Here is a 15,500-nt window from a genome sequence, read left to right on the forward strand (position 1 = left end):
GAACGCCGCCCGCAGCAAGCCGGCTCCTACAGGGAATCGCGTTTGCTTTTGATTTTCACCACTCATCAGGTCGAGCGTTAGCTCGCCTTCAGCTTTTGATCTTGAGGTACACGCCCCCTCGAGAGGCTGAGTGGAGGTTCTGCGTAGTGGGCAACCCGGCATGGATGCCGGGTTAGCCGCCCCCGGCCAGGGATGGCCGATGGCGGCGGGCCCACGGAGCAGGACCGGAGCGAGGGCATGGCAAGCATTAGCGAGCCACCGAACGAAAGGGGCAAGAGCCCTTTGGTTACTTTGGGGCTTTTCCAAAGTGACTCGCCGTAAGGGCGAAACCAATACCAGCCATCACAAAAAAAACGGATATACCCCCAACCTACCCCCCAACCAAGCGCAAAGCCAAAGCCTTGGCCTGACTAGCCACGTCAGTCACCGCCGTACTCTCCCACCACATCCCCCGCAACGGCGGCCCCATGGCAAACAGTCGACTCGCAACCTGCCCATCACCACCCAGCACCGCGCCATCAACCGCCGCCGCAATCCCCAGCGCCAACGGCCCCGGCCGCACCAACCCTCGGGCCAACAGCTGCTGCGGCAACGGTCGCGCCACCCGTCGCCAGTCGTACTCGATGCCACTGGAATTGATCAACGCCGCGCCACTGACGACAACCGTTTGCGCTTCACCACGTCGACGAATACAGATACTGACACCGCCCGAAGCCGGCTCCAGCCCTTTGAACGAAGCCGCCTGAATCCGCAACCGCCCTTCCCCGTGCAATCGTGCAACCAACTCGGCACTCAACGGCGGCGACCGGTGATGATGACTTTCCCACCACGGCCGCACATGCCGCACAAACTGCCGACGCTGCCCATCCGTCGCCTGACTCCACAACCGACCGATATGCGCCCGCACCGTATCCAGCGGCGCCTGCCAGTCGATACCCTGTTCAATGGCATCCCGGCAATGCCGACGCAGTTCCCGCACCAACTGTCGCGGCGTACGAATACTGTGATCCTCGGCAAGAAAATCCACCCACGCCGGTGGTTGTCGACGCACGTGCGGCAGCAAGCCATGCCGCGAAAACACTTCGATCGGCCCGCGATGCCCGGCCTGTTCCAGCGACACCACGGCATCGACCATGGTCAGGCCCGAACCGATGATCAACACTGTCGATTGCGGATCCAGCTCACGCATCGCGGCAACACCCCAGGGATCAAGCGCCGCAGCGTTCAAGCCACTGGACTCGGTCTGCGGCGTGCGCGCAGCCGGAAACATCCCGGTCGCCAGCACCGCATAAGCGCCCTGCAACCGCTGGCCGTCACTCAAGCTCAGCCGCACCGAATCATCCAGCGTCTGCAAGTCCACCACCTCGGCCCGCACATGCTCGACCGTCGAGCCATTCAACGCGCCCAGCGCTTGCGCTTCGGCCAACCGTTGCTGCACGTACAACCCGAAAATCCCCCGGGGCGGAAATAGCTCGCTGACCGGCACATGCTGCTCATCGGACTCCGGCCAGCCACCGCCGGCGATGTACTCGGTCAGCCAATGCGTCAGGTCGTCGGCGTTGTCCGGGTCGACGCTCATGCGCGCCGCGTTGCCGTTGAGCGTATGGCCCAACTCGACCGCGCTGTAGGCCTCGCCCCGTCCAAGTTCTGCCCGGGGCTCGATCACCAGCAACGAGCGTTTACCGGGCAGGCGCAACAACTGCGCCGCCAGCATCGCGCCGCTGAGGCCACCGCCGACGATCAGGATGTCCGCATGGCGGATGGCGTCGGTCGCCTGTCCGCGTTGGGTTTCAGTCATGGCGTTCTCACTGCTCAGTGTTTACCTAAATAAAAGTCATGCAGATCGCCCCGCGCCAACAGCGCCTCGCTGCTGCCGGACAACACCACCCGGCCGGTGTCGAGGACATGGGCCTGTGAAGCGTACTTGAGCGCCACATTAATGTTTTGCTCGGCAATCAGAAAGCTCACCTGCTCGTCGCGATTGAGTTGGGCGACGATCTCGAAAATCTCCTGGACGATAATAGGCGCCAAACCCATGGAAGGTTCATCAAGCAGTACCAAAGTAGGACGCGTCATCAACGCCCGGCCGATGGCGACCATCTGCTGCTCGCCACCGGACGTCAGTCCGGCCTGGGTCTTGCGCTTGGTTTTCAGGCGCGGGAACCAGGCGTAAATCCGCTCCAGGTCCCGGGCCAGGTCCTGGCGGTTCAAGCCGCGCACGAAGCCGCCACTGCGCAGGTTGTCTTCGACCGTCAACTGCGGGAACACGTGGCGACCTTCCAGCACGTGCACCATCCCTTGGCGCACCCGCAGACTGGGATCGACACCCGCCGTATCGCGACCGAGAAACTCGATCGTGCCGCGACTGACTTGCGCCCGCTCGGCCCGCACCAGCCCGGAAATCGCCTTCAGCGTGGTGCTTTTTCCCGCGCCGTTGGCACCGAGCAACGCGACGATGCCGCCCTTGGGCACCGTCAGCGAAACCCCGGCCACGGCCAGGATCGCGCCGTCGTAGATCACCTCGATGTCGTTGACTCGCAACAGGTCATTGGCGGCAGTGTCGCTGGCGGCTTGGTTCATGGTTTATTCATCCCCGGTGCAGGTGCGTGGCGTCAGGCCTTTTTCCTTGGCGAACGCGGCGGATTTTTCATCGATCAACGGCCGCAACAAGGCGCGGTCGGCGGCGATCCAGTCGCTGATCAGCGTCCAGTTCGCGCCGTCCCACTGCTGTACCCGCGCCGAACCGCCGCCCTCGTGATCCTTGCAGGACAATTTGAGGTTTTGCATCAGGCCGAAATAACCCATGTCCTTGAGCCGCGCATCGTCGATGTTCAGGTGCTCCAGCCCCCAGCGGCCTTCTTCGCCATTCAACGGACGCTTGCCGAATTTGCCTTGGGCCGTGCGGATCGCTTCCACCATGACAGCGGCATTCACCAGCCCGGAGTTGTAGTAGACGCTGCCGAAATTTTTCAGGTCCTTGAGGTCGCTCTTGCCCTTGTCGAGGATGAATTGCTTGAGGCGTTTGTGGATCTCGAAATCAGCGCCTGCGGGGTATGGCGTCAGTGCCAGATAGCCCTTGGCGGCGGCGCCTGCGGGCAACACGTCTTCGCTGGAACTGGCCCAGATGTCGCCGACGATGTGATCCACCGGGAAGCCGAAACGCGCGGCGGTTTTCACGGCGACCGGCGTCGACACGCCCCAGGTGCGCAGGAACACCCAGTCCGGGTTGACCTGGCGAATCTGCCGCCATTGTGCCGACTGCTCATTACCCGGATCGGCCACCGGAATCTGGATGTTCTCGAAACCGTATTTCTCCGCCAACAGCTTCAACGGGCCGAGGGTTTCCCGGCCATACGCGGAGTCGTGATAGACCGTGGCAATCTTCTTGCCCTTGAGTTTGTCGAAACCGCCCTCGCGCTGAGCGATGTAATTGATCAGGCTCGACGCCTCGCTGTAGAAGGTCAGCATCACCGGGAAGTTGTACGGGAACACCGTGCCATCGGTGGCTTCGGTGCGCCCGTAGCCGAGGGTAATCAGCGGGATCTTGTCGACTTCCGCGCGCTCGCTCAACGCATAGGCCGCCGGCGCGCCGTTGGGTGAATAGATCGCCACCGGCGCGCCATCCAGGCCTTTCTTGAAGCGCTCATAGCACTCGATGCCCTTCTCCGCCGTCCACTCGGTTTCGCATTCCTGCCACACCAGTTTGACGCCGTTGATTCCGCCTTCCACATCGTTGATGTAGTTCAGGTAATCGAGCATCCCGGCCCACACCTGCACGCCGCTGGAGGCGTAGGCGCCGACGCGATAGGTGGCCAACGGGAAGAATTGCTGGTCGGCCGAGGCCTGGACCACCGGCACTGCACTGCTGAAAACGGCCAGCGTCAAAGCGGCGCCGACCAACGAACGTTTCAAGGATGCACGCATGTTGTCTCTCTATCTAATAATGGAAAGGATTCAGAAGCGCAGCGGCCAGTGACTCAGCCGTTCACGAAGGTTGCCCAGCAGGCGGATCAGGCCTTCCGGTTCCTTGATCAGGAACAGGATGATCAGCACGCCGAAGATGATTTTTTGCAGGTTCTGCAACTGCCCGGCGTCCACCGAACCACCAAACAAGGCTTGCCCGGCGTGGCTGAGCAGGATCGGCAACAGGCTGATGAACGCCGCGCCGACGAAGTTGCCGGCGATGCTGCCCATGCCGCCGATAATGATGATGAACAGGATCTGGAACGACCGGTTGATATCGAAACTGCTGGCGCTGGCGGTGCCCAGGTAGGCGAAGGCCCACAGCGCGCCGGCGATGCCGAGGTAGAACGAACTGACGGCGAACGCCAGGTGTTTGTAGCGCACCACCGGAATGCCGATTACCGCTGCGGCAGTGTCCATGTCGCGGATCGCCATCCAGTTGCGGCCGATCTGGCTTTTCACCAGGTTCACCGCCACCCAGGTCAGCAACAGTACGGTGGTCAGGGTCAGCAGATAGCGACCGAGCGGCGTGTTCAGGTCGTGGCCGAACAGCGCGAGTTTCGGTGCGGAAATGGTCCCGGACGAACCGTAGTTGTAGAACCAGGGGAATTTGACGAACAGCCACTCCAGGAAAAACTGCGCCGCCAGCGTGGTGACCATCAGGTAAAAGCCTTTGATCCGCGAGCTCGGCAGGCCGAAAACAAACCCCACCACCGCGCTGATCAGCCCGCCGCCGAGCAGCGCGACGGGCAAGCCAAGCTCAGGCAAGCGCAGCAAAAATCCATACGTGGCAAACGCCCCGACCGCCATGAACCCGGCCGCGCCGACCGAGGTCTGGCCGGTGTATCCGGTGAGCAGATTCAGGCCGAGGCCGGCCAGGGACAGCACCAGAAACGGGATCAGGATTGCGTTCAACCAATAGTCGTTGCCGGTCAGCGGCACGACCACGAAGGCGATCAATAACAGGCCAAGCAGTCCAAACGGGATACGACGCTGGATCAACACCGACGGCGCGGTTTCGCGGGCAAGGGAAATGGTCATGGGTTCAGACTCGCTCGATGGCGCGCTCGCCGAACAGGCCGGCGGGACGGATGTACAGGAAGGCCAAGGCCAGGACATAGGCGAACCACGGGGTGATGCCGCCGCCGATCAGCGGACCGACGTAGACCTCGGCGAGGTTCTCCGCCGCGCCGACAATCAGCCCGCCGACGATGGCCCCGCCAATCGAGGTGAAGCCACCGATGATCAGCACCGGCAACGCTTTGAGCACCACCAGCGACAGCGAAAACTGCACCCCTTGGCGAGCGCCCCAAAGCAGTCCCGCCACCAACCCGACAACCCCAGCCACGGCCCAGACGATCTGCCAGATCCGGTTGAGGTTGATGCCGATCGACAGCGCGGCGGTGGTGTCATCCGCCACCGCCCGCAACGACACGCCGATGCGGGTCTTGTTGAACAGCAACGCCAGCACCGTCACCAGGACGATGGCGGCAGCGGCGGCGATCAGGTCGAACTGGCTGACCATCATCCCGCCGATGAACACCGGCACGTCGTCTATCCCTAAGTCCAGCGCCCGCACTTGCGAGCCCATCAAGCCTTGTGCCAGGCCTTCGATAATGAAGGACAGCCCGAGCGTGGCCATGAACAAGGTGATCTGCGAGCGGTTGACCAGTGGCCGCAGCACCAGCCGTTCGATCAGCAACGCGCCGATGATCATCACCACCACGGTCAGCAACAACGCCAGGGCAAACGGCACGCCCTGATCGTGCAGGCTGACGAAGGTCAGCGCGGCGAACAACAGCATCGCGCCCTGGGCAAAATTGAACACGCCGCTGGCCTTATAGATCAGCACGAAGCCGATAGCGACCAGCGAATACATGGTCCCGGCGAGCAAGCCGCCGAGCAGGGTTTCGAAGAAAAATGTCATCAGTGCACCACTCCCAGATACGCCGCGATCACTTCGGGATCGGCCTGCACTTCGGCCGGCGTGCCGTCGCCGACCTTGCGCCCGTAATCGAGGACCACGACGTGGTCGGACAGGCCCATGACCACGCTCATATCGTGCTCGATCAACACCACCGTGGTGCCGAGGTCGCGGTTGATGTCGGCGATTAAACGGGCCATTTCCTGTTTCTCTTCGGCGTTCATCCCGGCCATCGGCTCATCCAGCAGCAACAGGCGCGGACCGGCGATCAAGGCACGGCCGAGCTCTACGCGTTTTTGCAGGCCGTAGGACAGATTGCCCACCGGCACATCGCGATGCGCCTGCAGCTCAAGAAATTCGAGAATGCCCTGGGCTTGTTGGCGGAAGGCTTCGGCCTCGCGGCGTGCTCGCGGCAGGTTGAGTGCCTGTTCGATGAAGCTGCTGCGCAAGTGCCGCGACAGGCCGGTGAGGATGTTGTCGATCACGCTCATTTTCTTGAACAACGCGTTGTTCTGGAACGTGCGGCCAATGCCTCGGCGCGCAGCGGTCAACGGGTCGATGCGTTTGAACGGCTGTTGCTCGAAGACAATTGAACCGGCGTCGAAGCGGTACACGCCGTTCAGCACGTTGAGCAGCGAACTCTTGCCCGCGCCGTTGGGGCCGATCAGCGCGCAGATCTCGCCCCGACGCACGTCGAAGGACAGCTCGTTGATCGCTTTCACGCCTTTGAAGGACAGGGAAATGCCGCTGACTTGCAGGATGGAATCGGTCGAAGTCATGCGATGTCCCGTTTGAATTCAGTGAGCCAGGTTGGCGCGGCTTTCACCTCAGGCGTGCGCGTGGCCTGCCAGATGTAATGCAGGTTGTGAAAACCGAGCAGTCGCCGAACGCGATTCTTGATCAGGCGTTGCAGGCCTTTTTCCGGGTGAGCGATGGCCCACTCGCAAAGACGCCGACGCCAGGTGCCTTGCGCGGCGAGGCGACTGTCGATTTCCTCGGCCAGCAGTTGCAGGCGTTCGGCCGACAGCAGCAGCCCCGAAGGCGCCACCTCACGACGGTCGCGACTGGCACTGCCGGGGCTTTCCGGGAAAGCCAGGGATTGGCCGCTGCTTAGCCATTGCTCAAGCAACACCGTCAGGCCGGCCTGCCATTGCGTGCCCTCTTCGCTCCACAGTTGCGCGTTCTGGCGCCAACGGCTGAGGCGCTGAGGAGTGTCGACCGAGCCAAGCAGGTCGTTGAAGTTGAGCAGCGTTTGGCCCTGATTGAGCCACAATTGCCGGGTCTGCCGGCCCTGAACGAAGGCGTGCGTGGGCCCGCTGCGCCAGAGGGTTTTGTGCAGGGATTCGGGGTCGAGGTTGTCCGGCAGGGTCAGCAACTGCCCGCCGATGTGTTGTGCGGCCAGGGCCAGCAGCAACAGATTCGGTTCGAACGCACCGCTGAGGGCCAGGCGCGAATCTTCGGTAAAACCTTGTTGGCGCAAGCCGTCGGCCAAACGCTCGACATCGCGCAGGGCATCGATCCAGCGCCAGACAAACCACTGGCCATGGCGCTTGTGCCGCAACGCCGGCTGCAACGGACTGACCTGCGCCCAGTGACGCAATTGCTCCAGCGCCGTGGGCAGCTCGACCCGCCGCTCGGCGGTGTCCGCGAGGGGCGGACGTTTGAGTTCATGCACGCTCATGGGTTGACCTCCTGTTCATGGGCAAAAGCGTGCGGTGGTCCGCTGGGCCAAAATCTCTAAATCACCACCATCCCCTGTAGGAGCCGGCTTGCCGGCGATAGCGGCGTGACAGCCGACATCAATGCTGGATGTACCGGCCTCTTCGCGGGCAAGCCTCGCTCCTACAGGGTTTTGTGTTGTCTGCAAATATCATCCACAACACGAATCCTGTAGGAGCCGGCTTGCTGGCGATGGCGGCGTGACAGCCGACATCAATGCTGGATGTGCCGGCCCCTTCGCGAGCAGGCTCGCTCCCACAGGTTTCGCGTCGCCAGCGATATTTGTGCACGACACAAAACCCTGTAGGAGCCGGCTTGCCGGCGATGGCGGCGTGACAGCCGACATCAATGCTGGATGTGCCGGCCCCTTCGCGAGCAGGCTCGCTCCCACAGGTTTCGTGTCGCCAACGATATTTGTGCACGACACAAAACCCTGTAGGAGCCGGCTTGCTGGCGATAGCGGCGTGACAGCCGACATCAATGCTGGATGTACCGGCCCCTTCGCGGGCAAGCCCGCTCCTACAGGTTTCGCGTCGCCAGCGATATTTGTGCACGACACAAAACCCTGTAGGAGCCGGCTTGCCGGCGATGGCGGCGTGACAGCCGACATCAATGTTGGATGTGCCGGCCCCTTCGCGAGCAGGCTCGCTCCCACAGGTTTCGCGTCGCCAGCGATATTTGTGCATGACACAAAATCCTGTAGGAGCCGGCTTGCTGCGGGCGGCGTTCCGACGATGGCGTCTAGGCAGACACCACCTTCCTCTCCTGCTGCCGCAACCCCGCCAAATCCCGATACCCCGCTCCCGGATGTATCTCCGGCAACCGCGCGCCCTCCCCGAACAACTTCTCGCGCAAGGTCCCCGGTGCGTACTCGGTCTTGTAGACCCCACGCTTCTGCAACTCCGGCACCAGCAGTTCCACGGCGTCGATAAAGGTTTCGTGCGTCAGCGCATAGGCCAGGTTGAAGCCGTCCACATCGGTCTCCTCGACCCACTCCTGCAAAAGATCGGCAACCGTTTCGGGGCTGCCGACAAACAGCGGACCAAACCCGCCAATCCCGACCCAGTCCGCCAGTTCATTCGGCGTCCAGACCTTGTTCGGATCGGCCGTGGAGAACGCTTCCACTGCCGATTGGATGGCGTTGGTGTGCACATGCTTGAGCGGTTCATCCGGTTTGAACTGACTGAAATCGATCCCGGTCCAGCCCGAAATCAATGCCATCGCACCTTCGTAGCTGACCCAGGTTTTGTATTCCTCAAACTTGGCTTTAGCCTTGGCATCAGTCTCACCGAGAATCACCGTTTGCAGGTTGAAGATCAGGATCTTCGACGGATCACGCCCGGCCTCGGCGGCGCGACGACGGATGTCGGCCACGGTCTTTTTCAACAGCACCTTCGACGGCGCCGCCACAAACACGCATTCGGCATGCTCGGCGGCAAACTGCTTGCCACGACTCGATGCACCGGCCTGGTACAGCACTGGCGTGCGTTGCGGTGACGGTTCGCAGAGGTGAATGCCCGGCACCTGGAAGTGTTTACCGACGTGCTGGATCTCGTGGATTTTGCTCGGTTCACTGAAGATCCTGCGCTCGCGATCGCGCAGGATCGCGCCCTCCTCCCAACTGCCTTCCCAGAGTTTGTAGCAAACCTCCAGGTACTCTTCGGCGAAGTCGTAGCGGGCGTCGTGTTCAGTCTGGTTTTTCTGCCCGAGGTTCTTCGCACCGCTTTCCAGGTACGAGGTGACGATGTTCCAGCCGGCGCGGCCCTTGGTCAGGTGATCGAGGGTCGACAGGCGTCGGGCGAACGGATACGGGTGTTCAAACGACAGCGACGCGGTCAGGCCGAAACCCAGATGCTCGGTCACCAGCGCCATCGGCGGAATCAGTTGCAACGGATCGTTGACCGGCACCTGCGCCGCCTGACGGATCGCCGCCTCACCGTTGCCGTTGTAGACGTCGTAGATGCCGAGCACGTCGGCGATGAACAATCCGTCGAACTTGCCGCGCTCGAGGATTTTCGCCAGATCGGTCCAGTATTCGAGGTCTTTGTACTGCCATGAGCGGTCCCGTGGGTGCGCCCATAAACCGGGCGACTGGTGACCGACGCAGTTCATGTCGAAAGCGTTGAGGCGGATTTCACGAGGCATCAGGCAATACTCCTGAAACCGCGCAGGCGATAGTGCGATTAAAACGGGGAATAGCAGAAGTGGACAACATGACTTTCGGACTCCTGATGGATATGAGAGTCCTAATGCAGGAGTCGCGCCAGAATAGATAAGCCACTAAACTTCGACACTTCATGCCGTGCGACAAGAAACAGGAATCCATCTGACAACACAAAATGCTGAACAACTGTTTGCAGAGCAACACCTGCGGTTGAAAGCGCTCGAATCTGCAGGCAGACAAGAGCACTTATTTGCATATCAACTATTAATAATCAAGAACCAGGGTTTGCAACTGTAACGGCAGTCGACTTATGCCGCTCACTGCCGTCTGCATTTTCCAGATCATATCTAAACGCTACAGTTTTTTGGCCCTTTAGCTTTTCGTGGTTCTTTTCAATTTTAAAATTTGCTTGCTCGCCATCTTTTTTCACTTCGTGTGTACCTAACGAAAAATAATTAAGCTCCCCTGGCTTAAACCAGCCGTGAACAAGCTGACCATTTTTTGTATTTTTGTTAGTAGACGGAGGAGTAGAAATTTCAAAGTTAAACTTCGTTACTTCCACCTTTGGAGCATCCAGTTCGTTTGACATTTCGCACGTCCCTTTAAAAATCAAATATAACTTTCGGATTGGCTCGGATTTCGACACCCAATCTGGGTTAGTGCATGCACTTGCACTGACTTATATATAAAACCGGTAATGCGAGGGCGTCTACTGTCAGAAATAACAGGTCAACATGCGTTTCAGACGAGTGGTAACGGAGGTTTAACTGGCCGCGTCGAGCACGAATTCGGCTACGACAAAGCCTGTCATTGCGACAGGCTTGGAGTTGTTATCGAAAAACTTTTTTATTTGTCCGGAAGCTACCTAAGAAAACTTCGCCGGATGAATGCCATTCAGTCGAAAATTGCCAATAAGGTGAAGCTTCCAGCGCAACGGATCCTGCAGAGATCCAGCCAACACAGTGCGCTGCCCAGTCAGTTCGAATTCAGCATCGCTGACCGCGCTCAGCGCCCCTGCACTGGCAAGGTGAGACTCGGCAATGGCGACGCTGACCTCAGTGGCGTCTTCATGGCTATTCAAGAATTCTTCCGCACGTTCGAGCAGCGCGGCGGCAACTTCGATGCGGATGTGCACATCGCCGAAACGGCTGATGACAAACGGATCGTCCGTGGTTTTGCTCTGCTGACGAACGAAGCGCAGGGTCGCATCGAGCAAACTGCGGGCGTTGTGCAAATCGTGCTGACTCTTGGCCAGGGGTTGCCCGGCAGCAATCGGTTGGGTCAAGGCATTCATGGTGGACTCCTCAGTTCCAGGCGTGGCGCGCAGGCTTGACGCCGTTGAGCAGGTAGTTGCCGATCAGGTGGTATTTCCAGCGTGCCGGGTCGTGCAGCGTATGCGTGCGGGCGTTGCGCCAGTGGCGGTCGAGGTTGTGCTTACCGAGCACCGAGCGGGTCCCGGCCAGTTCGAAAAGTTTGCTGCTGGCGAGCAACGCGATTTCGGCAGACAGGACTTTGGCCTGAGCGACCACCACCGAGGCGTTGGCCACTGTGTCTTCATTGGGATTGAGCAACGCCGCGTCGATGGCTAGCCCGGCTTTCTTGAGGATCGCTTCGGTGCCGTGGACCCGCCATTCGAGGTCGCCGATGGCGGCGATGCTGAACGGGTCCTGCCAGCCGTGGTCGTGTCCGCTGTCGATCCATGGCCGGGATTCACGGGCATAGCGCTTGGTTTCTTCCAGCGCGCCGACGGCGATGCCGGTGTCCACTGCGGCTTGAATGATCTGTGAAATCGGGCCGTCGGCAGTGGGTTCGTCGAACGCTTTGTGAGCCGGAATCACCGCGTTCAACGGCACCTTCACCGCATTCAACGTGACGCCGCCGCTGGCGGTGGTGCGCTGGCCAAAACCGTCCCAACTGTCGATCACGGTCAGGCCGGGATTGTCGCGCTCGATGAACGCGATGAACGCCTGGTTCTGCTCGTTAACCGCCACCGCCGGGACGATGTGTGCGAACAGCGCGCCGGTGCAGTAGAACTTCTCGCCGTCGATTTGCGCGGTGTCCTTGTCGAAACGAATGCGGGTTTCAAAGGCCCCGGCGTATTTGCTTTTGGACTCGGAGAACGCGTTGCCGAAGCGGTAACCCTGCAAGACTTTGCCGAAGTAGTAACGCTTCTGCTCTTCGGTGGCGGTTTGCAGCAGGATATCGAGCACGCCGAGGTGGTTTTGCGGGATCTGGCCAAGGGAAGAGTCAGCGGCGGAAATGATCTTGATCACTTCGGCGACGGTCACGTAGGAAACGCCGGCGCCACCGTATGCCTTGGGAACGGTGATGCCCCAGAGGCCGCTGGCGGAAAACTCGTCGAGCTCGGCAACCGGCAAGCGGCGCTCGCGATCACGCACGCTGGCCTCGATGGCGAAGCGTGCAGCGAGTTTGTGAGCGACGGCGATTGCCTCGGCATCCGAATGGATGACGTGGACGGTGCGAGGGGGTTGGGCTGAGATTGTCATTACGCGACTCCAGCGTCAGGTGAATACCCAAACACCTCTACAGAAGTCGTGCCAATATCTTTAATCTTTATTAATCAGTATGTTACCGACAAAACTTAAATGACTTAACTAAATGAAGCGAGACAATCTGTGGATTTACTGTTGCTCGACAAACACTTCTGACAGCAAAACGCTCGACCCTTTGGTAGAGGTCGAGCGCTTTGCTATTCCACTCAATCAAGAACGCGAGATCTCGTAATTTATTGAATCAGAGAGGTCTCCGGTCGCGTCATGCCAGATGATGTATTTGAACTGTTTGTTCGGCCCTACATGATCAAGCAAAGTACTTTTTGGTACTTTTACTTGATAATAGCCATCGGTCGGCACGCCGAGCTTCAGCAGATACTCCTGACGCTCAATAAACACGCTGACATCTTCACGGGGGAAATTATTATCGGGCACAGGAATGAGGGCCGTAGCGCCATCCGCCGGAACATCTGTAAGTTTAATCACCCCACCTACAGCTTCTTTTACTTTTAGCGCTGGTAATAAAGCCATTTATCCAACTCCGTTCAGTGGACGGTCGGGCAAACCCTACCCGGCAGTCAGGGCAAGTCACGAGTACAACGTACTGAACGATATTTAAAGAACAATCACCCCGCCCGCCTACTGTCATAAATAACAGGTAGCGCATCATTTCAGATGAGCGGTATCCGAAATCAGATCACCACATTTCGCACAAATCGCGTCGCCACTTCCCCATCGTTGCGATAGGAATGAGGCTGGTTGCTGGCGAACATGAAAAACTCCCCCGCGCCGATGTTATGCGGCGTGTCGCGCACCATCAGCGTCAGGCAACCTTCGAACACGTAGATCTGTTCGCTCCAACCTTCTGCATCCGGTTGCGACGGATAAATCTCCCCTGGTTGCAGGCACCACTCCCACTGTTCCACTTCGCGGGTGGCGGTGGCTTTGGACAACAACACGGCTTTGCTGCCCGGAATCACCCCGGCCCAGGCCACTTCATTGATGCGGCTCGGGTCGCGGGCGTCCGGTGCCTGGATCAGATCGCTGAAGGCCACGTCCAGCGCTTCGGCCACGCGGTCGAGGGTGGTCAGGCTGACGTTCTTCTCGCCGGCCTCGATGGCCACCAGCATCCGGCGGCTGACCCCGGACTTCTCGGCGAGCGCGGTCTGGCTCATGTCGGCGGCGTGGCGCAGACGCCGAACGTTCAGGCTGACGTGCTGAAGGACCGAAGCCCGCTGCGTTGAATCTTTGTGCACTATATTGCTCACTTGTCGGAGTTGGGCAGTATACTGCGCAACATTCGGCGCATTGTGCGTCGCCCTCAGGTAGCGCGCAAGGTCATGACGTCGTTGAACTCTTCCCCGGCTTCTTCCCGCAAGTTCAGCAAGGCCGAGTGCGTGCTGGTGCTGATCACCATGGTCTGGGGCGGGACCTTCTTGCTGGTGCAGCACGCGATGACCGTCAGCGGCCCGATGTTCTTCGTCGGCCTGCGCTTTGCCGCCGCCGCGTGCATCGTCGCCCTGTTCTCCTGGCGTCATCTGCGGGAAATGACCCTGTTCGAACTCAAGGCCGGCGCCTTTATCGGCGTGGCGATCATGCTCGGTTACGGTTTGCAGACCGTCGGGCTGCAGAGCATTCCAAGCAGTCAGTCGGCCTTTATTACCGCGCTGTACGTACCCTTCGTGCCGTTGCTGCAATGGCTGGTGCTGGGGCGGCGCCCGGGGTTGATGCCGAGCATCGGGATCATGCTGGCGTTTACCGGGTTGATGTTGCTGTCGGGGCCAGCGGGCGCTTCGTTCAACTTCAGTCCGGGTGAAATCGCCACGCTGATCAGCGCCATCGCGATTGCCGCGGAGATCATTCTGATCAGCACCTACGCGGGCCAAGTCGATGTGCGCCGGGTGACAGTGGTGCAATTGGCGACCACTTCGGTGTTGTCATTCTTGTTGGTGGTGCCGACTCAGGAAGTCATTCCTGACTTTTCATGGTTATTGCTGTGCAGCGCCCTCGGCCTCGGCGCGGCGAGCGCGGCGATTCAGGTGGCGATGAACTGGGCGCAGAAGAGCGTTTCGCCGACGCGGGCGACGTTGATCTATGCCGGTGAACCGGTGTGGGCCGGAATCGTCGGGCGAATCGCCGGGGAGCGGTTGCCGGCGATTGCGTTGGTGGGCGCGGGGTTGATTGTGGCGGCAGTGATTGTGAGTGAGTTGAAGACCAAGGGTAAGGCTGCTGCGGTCGAGGAAGAGTTGGAGCGCGAAACTCAGGGGTAAACCTCAAGATTTGAAGCGTCTGATAAATCGTCTTCGCGAGCAAGCCCGCTCCCACATTTGATCTCCTGTGCACCATGGATCAAATGTGGGAGCGGGCTTGCTCGCGAAGGGGCCGGACGCCCACCCCGCGAACACTCTGGCAAGAACCGGATAGGTCAGCCACGTATTAAAACGCACGAAAGCAGGGCCGGAATAAGCCTACAAGAAGTGCAGCTGTTTCCGGCCTTTCGCCGGTTGACTGACTGACCCTCACTCCCTATCCTCGCGCCTGTCACGACTCATTCGTGATCGGGTTTGACGGCTCGGCGGTACTAAGGTGTGCATTGTCTTCCAACTTTGCTCGTGCACTTACGTGCTCGGTACAAAGCTTAATGGTGACTGTGCGCGGGGCACTTCCGGGTGCGCCGGGTACCTTAGACCGGTCCGTCAACCTGCGCACAGTTGCCACCCCTTCGTTTGACGGCGACCTGGTGGCGGCTCTTGATATCTAAGGAGTTACACCAATGACCAACGCAACCACAAAACACACACCTTTCGCCCCGTGCGACCACGTCGACCTTCACCTCTTCGCTGTACAACCCGACATCCCGCTGCTCGACGCCCTGGAACATGCCTCGGTCTACCTCAGCTGCGCCGAAGCCCTCGCCCATCAAGCTCCCAACGCAACGCTACCGGAGCACGTCGCAACCCTGCGTTGGGCGAGCAAACATATGATCGGCACCGCGCGTTCACTGGTGCAGGCCTCTATTGACGGCATGCACGCCGCTCAAGCGGAAGGTGACGCATGAACCCGCACATACCGATGACCAACAATGATTGCGATATTCCGGTGTTGCTGGTCGCCATGTACACATCCCTCCTGTAGGAGCCGGCTTGCCGGCGATGGACGATAACGCGGGCTGTCTGAATGAACGCGTCGTCCGGTCGTTTTTTCGCGGGCAAGCCTC

Annotated in this window: 15 protein-coding genes; 2 read left to right on the top strand and 13 right to left on the bottom strand. The window is 60.0% G+C overall.

The annotated features are described in order from the left end of the window. Positions 1-370: 370 nt before the first annotated feature. From ACM6IO_RS25210 to ACM6IO_RS25270, 13 genes are all read right to left on the bottom strand, one after another. Complete coding sequence (locus tag ACM6IO_RS25210) at positions 371-1,798, bottom strand: FAD/NAD(P)-binding protein (protein WP_414912449.1); 1,428 nt, start codon at positions 1,796-1,798, stop codon at positions 371-373. A gap of 14 nt (positions 1,799-1,812) precedes the next feature. Next, positions 1,813-2,580, bottom strand: coding sequence for an ABC transporter ATP-binding protein (locus tag ACM6IO_RS25215; RefSeq protein WP_414912450.1), 768 nt, complete (start codon positions 2,578-2,580; stop codon positions 1,813-1,815). Between the two features lie 3 nt (positions 2,581-2,583). Further along, on the bottom strand, positions 2,584-3,924 hold the full coding sequence (locus ACM6IO_RS25220; RefSeq protein ID WP_192496355.1) for an ABC transporter substrate-binding protein: 1,341 nt from the start codon (positions 3,922-3,924) through the stop codon (positions 2,584-2,586). Between the two features lie 30 nt (positions 3,925-3,954). Then, positions 3,955-5,004, bottom strand: a complete 1,050-nt coding sequence (locus ACM6IO_RS25225) for a branched-chain amino acid ABC transporter permease (protein WP_192496354.1) — start codon at positions 5,002-5,004, stop codon at positions 3,955-3,957. Positions 5,005-5,008: 4 nt separating this feature from the next. Next, a complete protein-coding gene (locus ACM6IO_RS25230; RefSeq protein WP_008029209.1) occupies positions 5,009-5,890 on the bottom strand; it encodes a branched-chain amino acid ABC transporter permease in 882 nt (293 codons plus the stop codon). After that, positions 5,890-6,666 (bottom strand): ABC transporter ATP-binding protein, encoded by a 777-nt coding sequence (locus tag ACM6IO_RS25235; RefSeq protein ID WP_192496353.1) that lies wholly within the window; start codon positions 6,664-6,666, stop codon positions 5,890-5,892. The genes ACM6IO_RS25230 and ACM6IO_RS25235 overlap by 1 nt, the downstream gene beginning before the upstream one ends. Beyond that, positions 6,663-7,568, bottom strand: a complete 906-nt coding sequence (locus tag ACM6IO_RS25240; RefSeq protein ID WP_414912451.1) for an AMP-binding protein — start codon at positions 7,566-7,568, stop codon at positions 6,663-6,665. The genes ACM6IO_RS25235 and ACM6IO_RS25240 overlap by 4 nt, the downstream gene beginning before the upstream one ends. Before the next feature lie 779 nt (positions 7,569-8,347). Continuing rightward, on the bottom strand, positions 8,348-9,751 hold the full coding sequence (locus ACM6IO_RS25245) for an LLM class flavin-dependent oxidoreductase (RefSeq protein WP_414912452.1): 1,404 nt from the start codon (positions 9,749-9,751) through the stop codon (positions 8,348-8,350). A gap of 290 nt (positions 9,752-10,041) precedes the next feature. Then, positions 10,042-10,359: a hypothetical protein gene (locus ACM6IO_RS25250; protein WP_223480188.1), complete on the bottom strand. Its 318-nt coding sequence runs from the start codon at positions 10,357-10,359 to the stop codon at positions 10,042-10,044. A 276-nt stretch (positions 10,360-10,635) separates the two neighbouring features. Further along, positions 10,636-11,064, bottom strand: a complete 429-nt coding sequence (locus ACM6IO_RS25255) for an acyl-CoA dehydrogenase (RefSeq protein WP_414912453.1) — start codon at positions 11,062-11,064, stop codon at positions 10,636-10,638. 10 nt (positions 11,065-11,074) lie between these two features. Beyond that, on the bottom strand, positions 11,075-12,277 hold the full coding sequence (locus tag ACM6IO_RS25260) for an SfnB family sulfur acquisition oxidoreductase (protein WP_414912454.1): 1,203 nt from the start codon (positions 12,275-12,277) through the stop codon (positions 11,075-11,077). A 216-nt stretch (positions 12,278-12,493) separates the two neighbouring features. After that, positions 12,494-12,814, bottom strand: coding sequence for a hypothetical protein (locus ACM6IO_RS25265; protein ID WP_414912455.1), 321 nt, complete (start codon positions 12,812-12,814; stop codon positions 12,494-12,496). A 161-nt stretch (positions 12,815-12,975) separates the two neighbouring features. Next, the gene (locus tag ACM6IO_RS25270; protein WP_192496349.1) at positions 12,976-13,539 is read right to left on the bottom strand and encodes a helix-turn-helix domain-containing protein; all 564 of its coding nucleotides are present in this window, start codon (positions 13,537-13,539) and stop codon (positions 12,976-12,978) included. On the opposite strand from ACM6IO_RS25270, the gene ACM6IO_RS25275 reads away from it, so the two are divergent. Together ACM6IO_RS25275 and ACM6IO_RS25280 are read left to right on the top strand one after the other, a co-directional pair. After that, a complete protein-coding gene (locus ACM6IO_RS25275; RefSeq protein ID WP_192496348.1) occupies positions 13,534-14,553 on the top strand; it encodes a DMT family transporter in 1,020 nt (339 codons plus the stop codon). The two genes, ACM6IO_RS25270 and ACM6IO_RS25275, sit on opposite strands and share 6 nt — an antisense overlap. Before the next feature lie 503 nt (positions 14,554-15,056). Further along, on the top strand, positions 15,057-15,341 hold the full coding sequence (locus tag ACM6IO_RS25280) for a DUF3077 domain-containing protein (RefSeq protein WP_192496347.1): 285 nt from the start codon (positions 15,057-15,059) through the stop codon (positions 15,339-15,341). The last annotated feature ends 159 nt before the right edge of the window (positions 15,342-15,500 follow it).

The organism is Pseudomonas sp. IT-P44, from assembly GCF_949768225.1.
GTDB lineage: Bacteria > Pseudomonadota > Gammaproteobacteria > Pseudomonadales > Pseudomonadaceae > Aquipseudomonas > Aquipseudomonas migulae.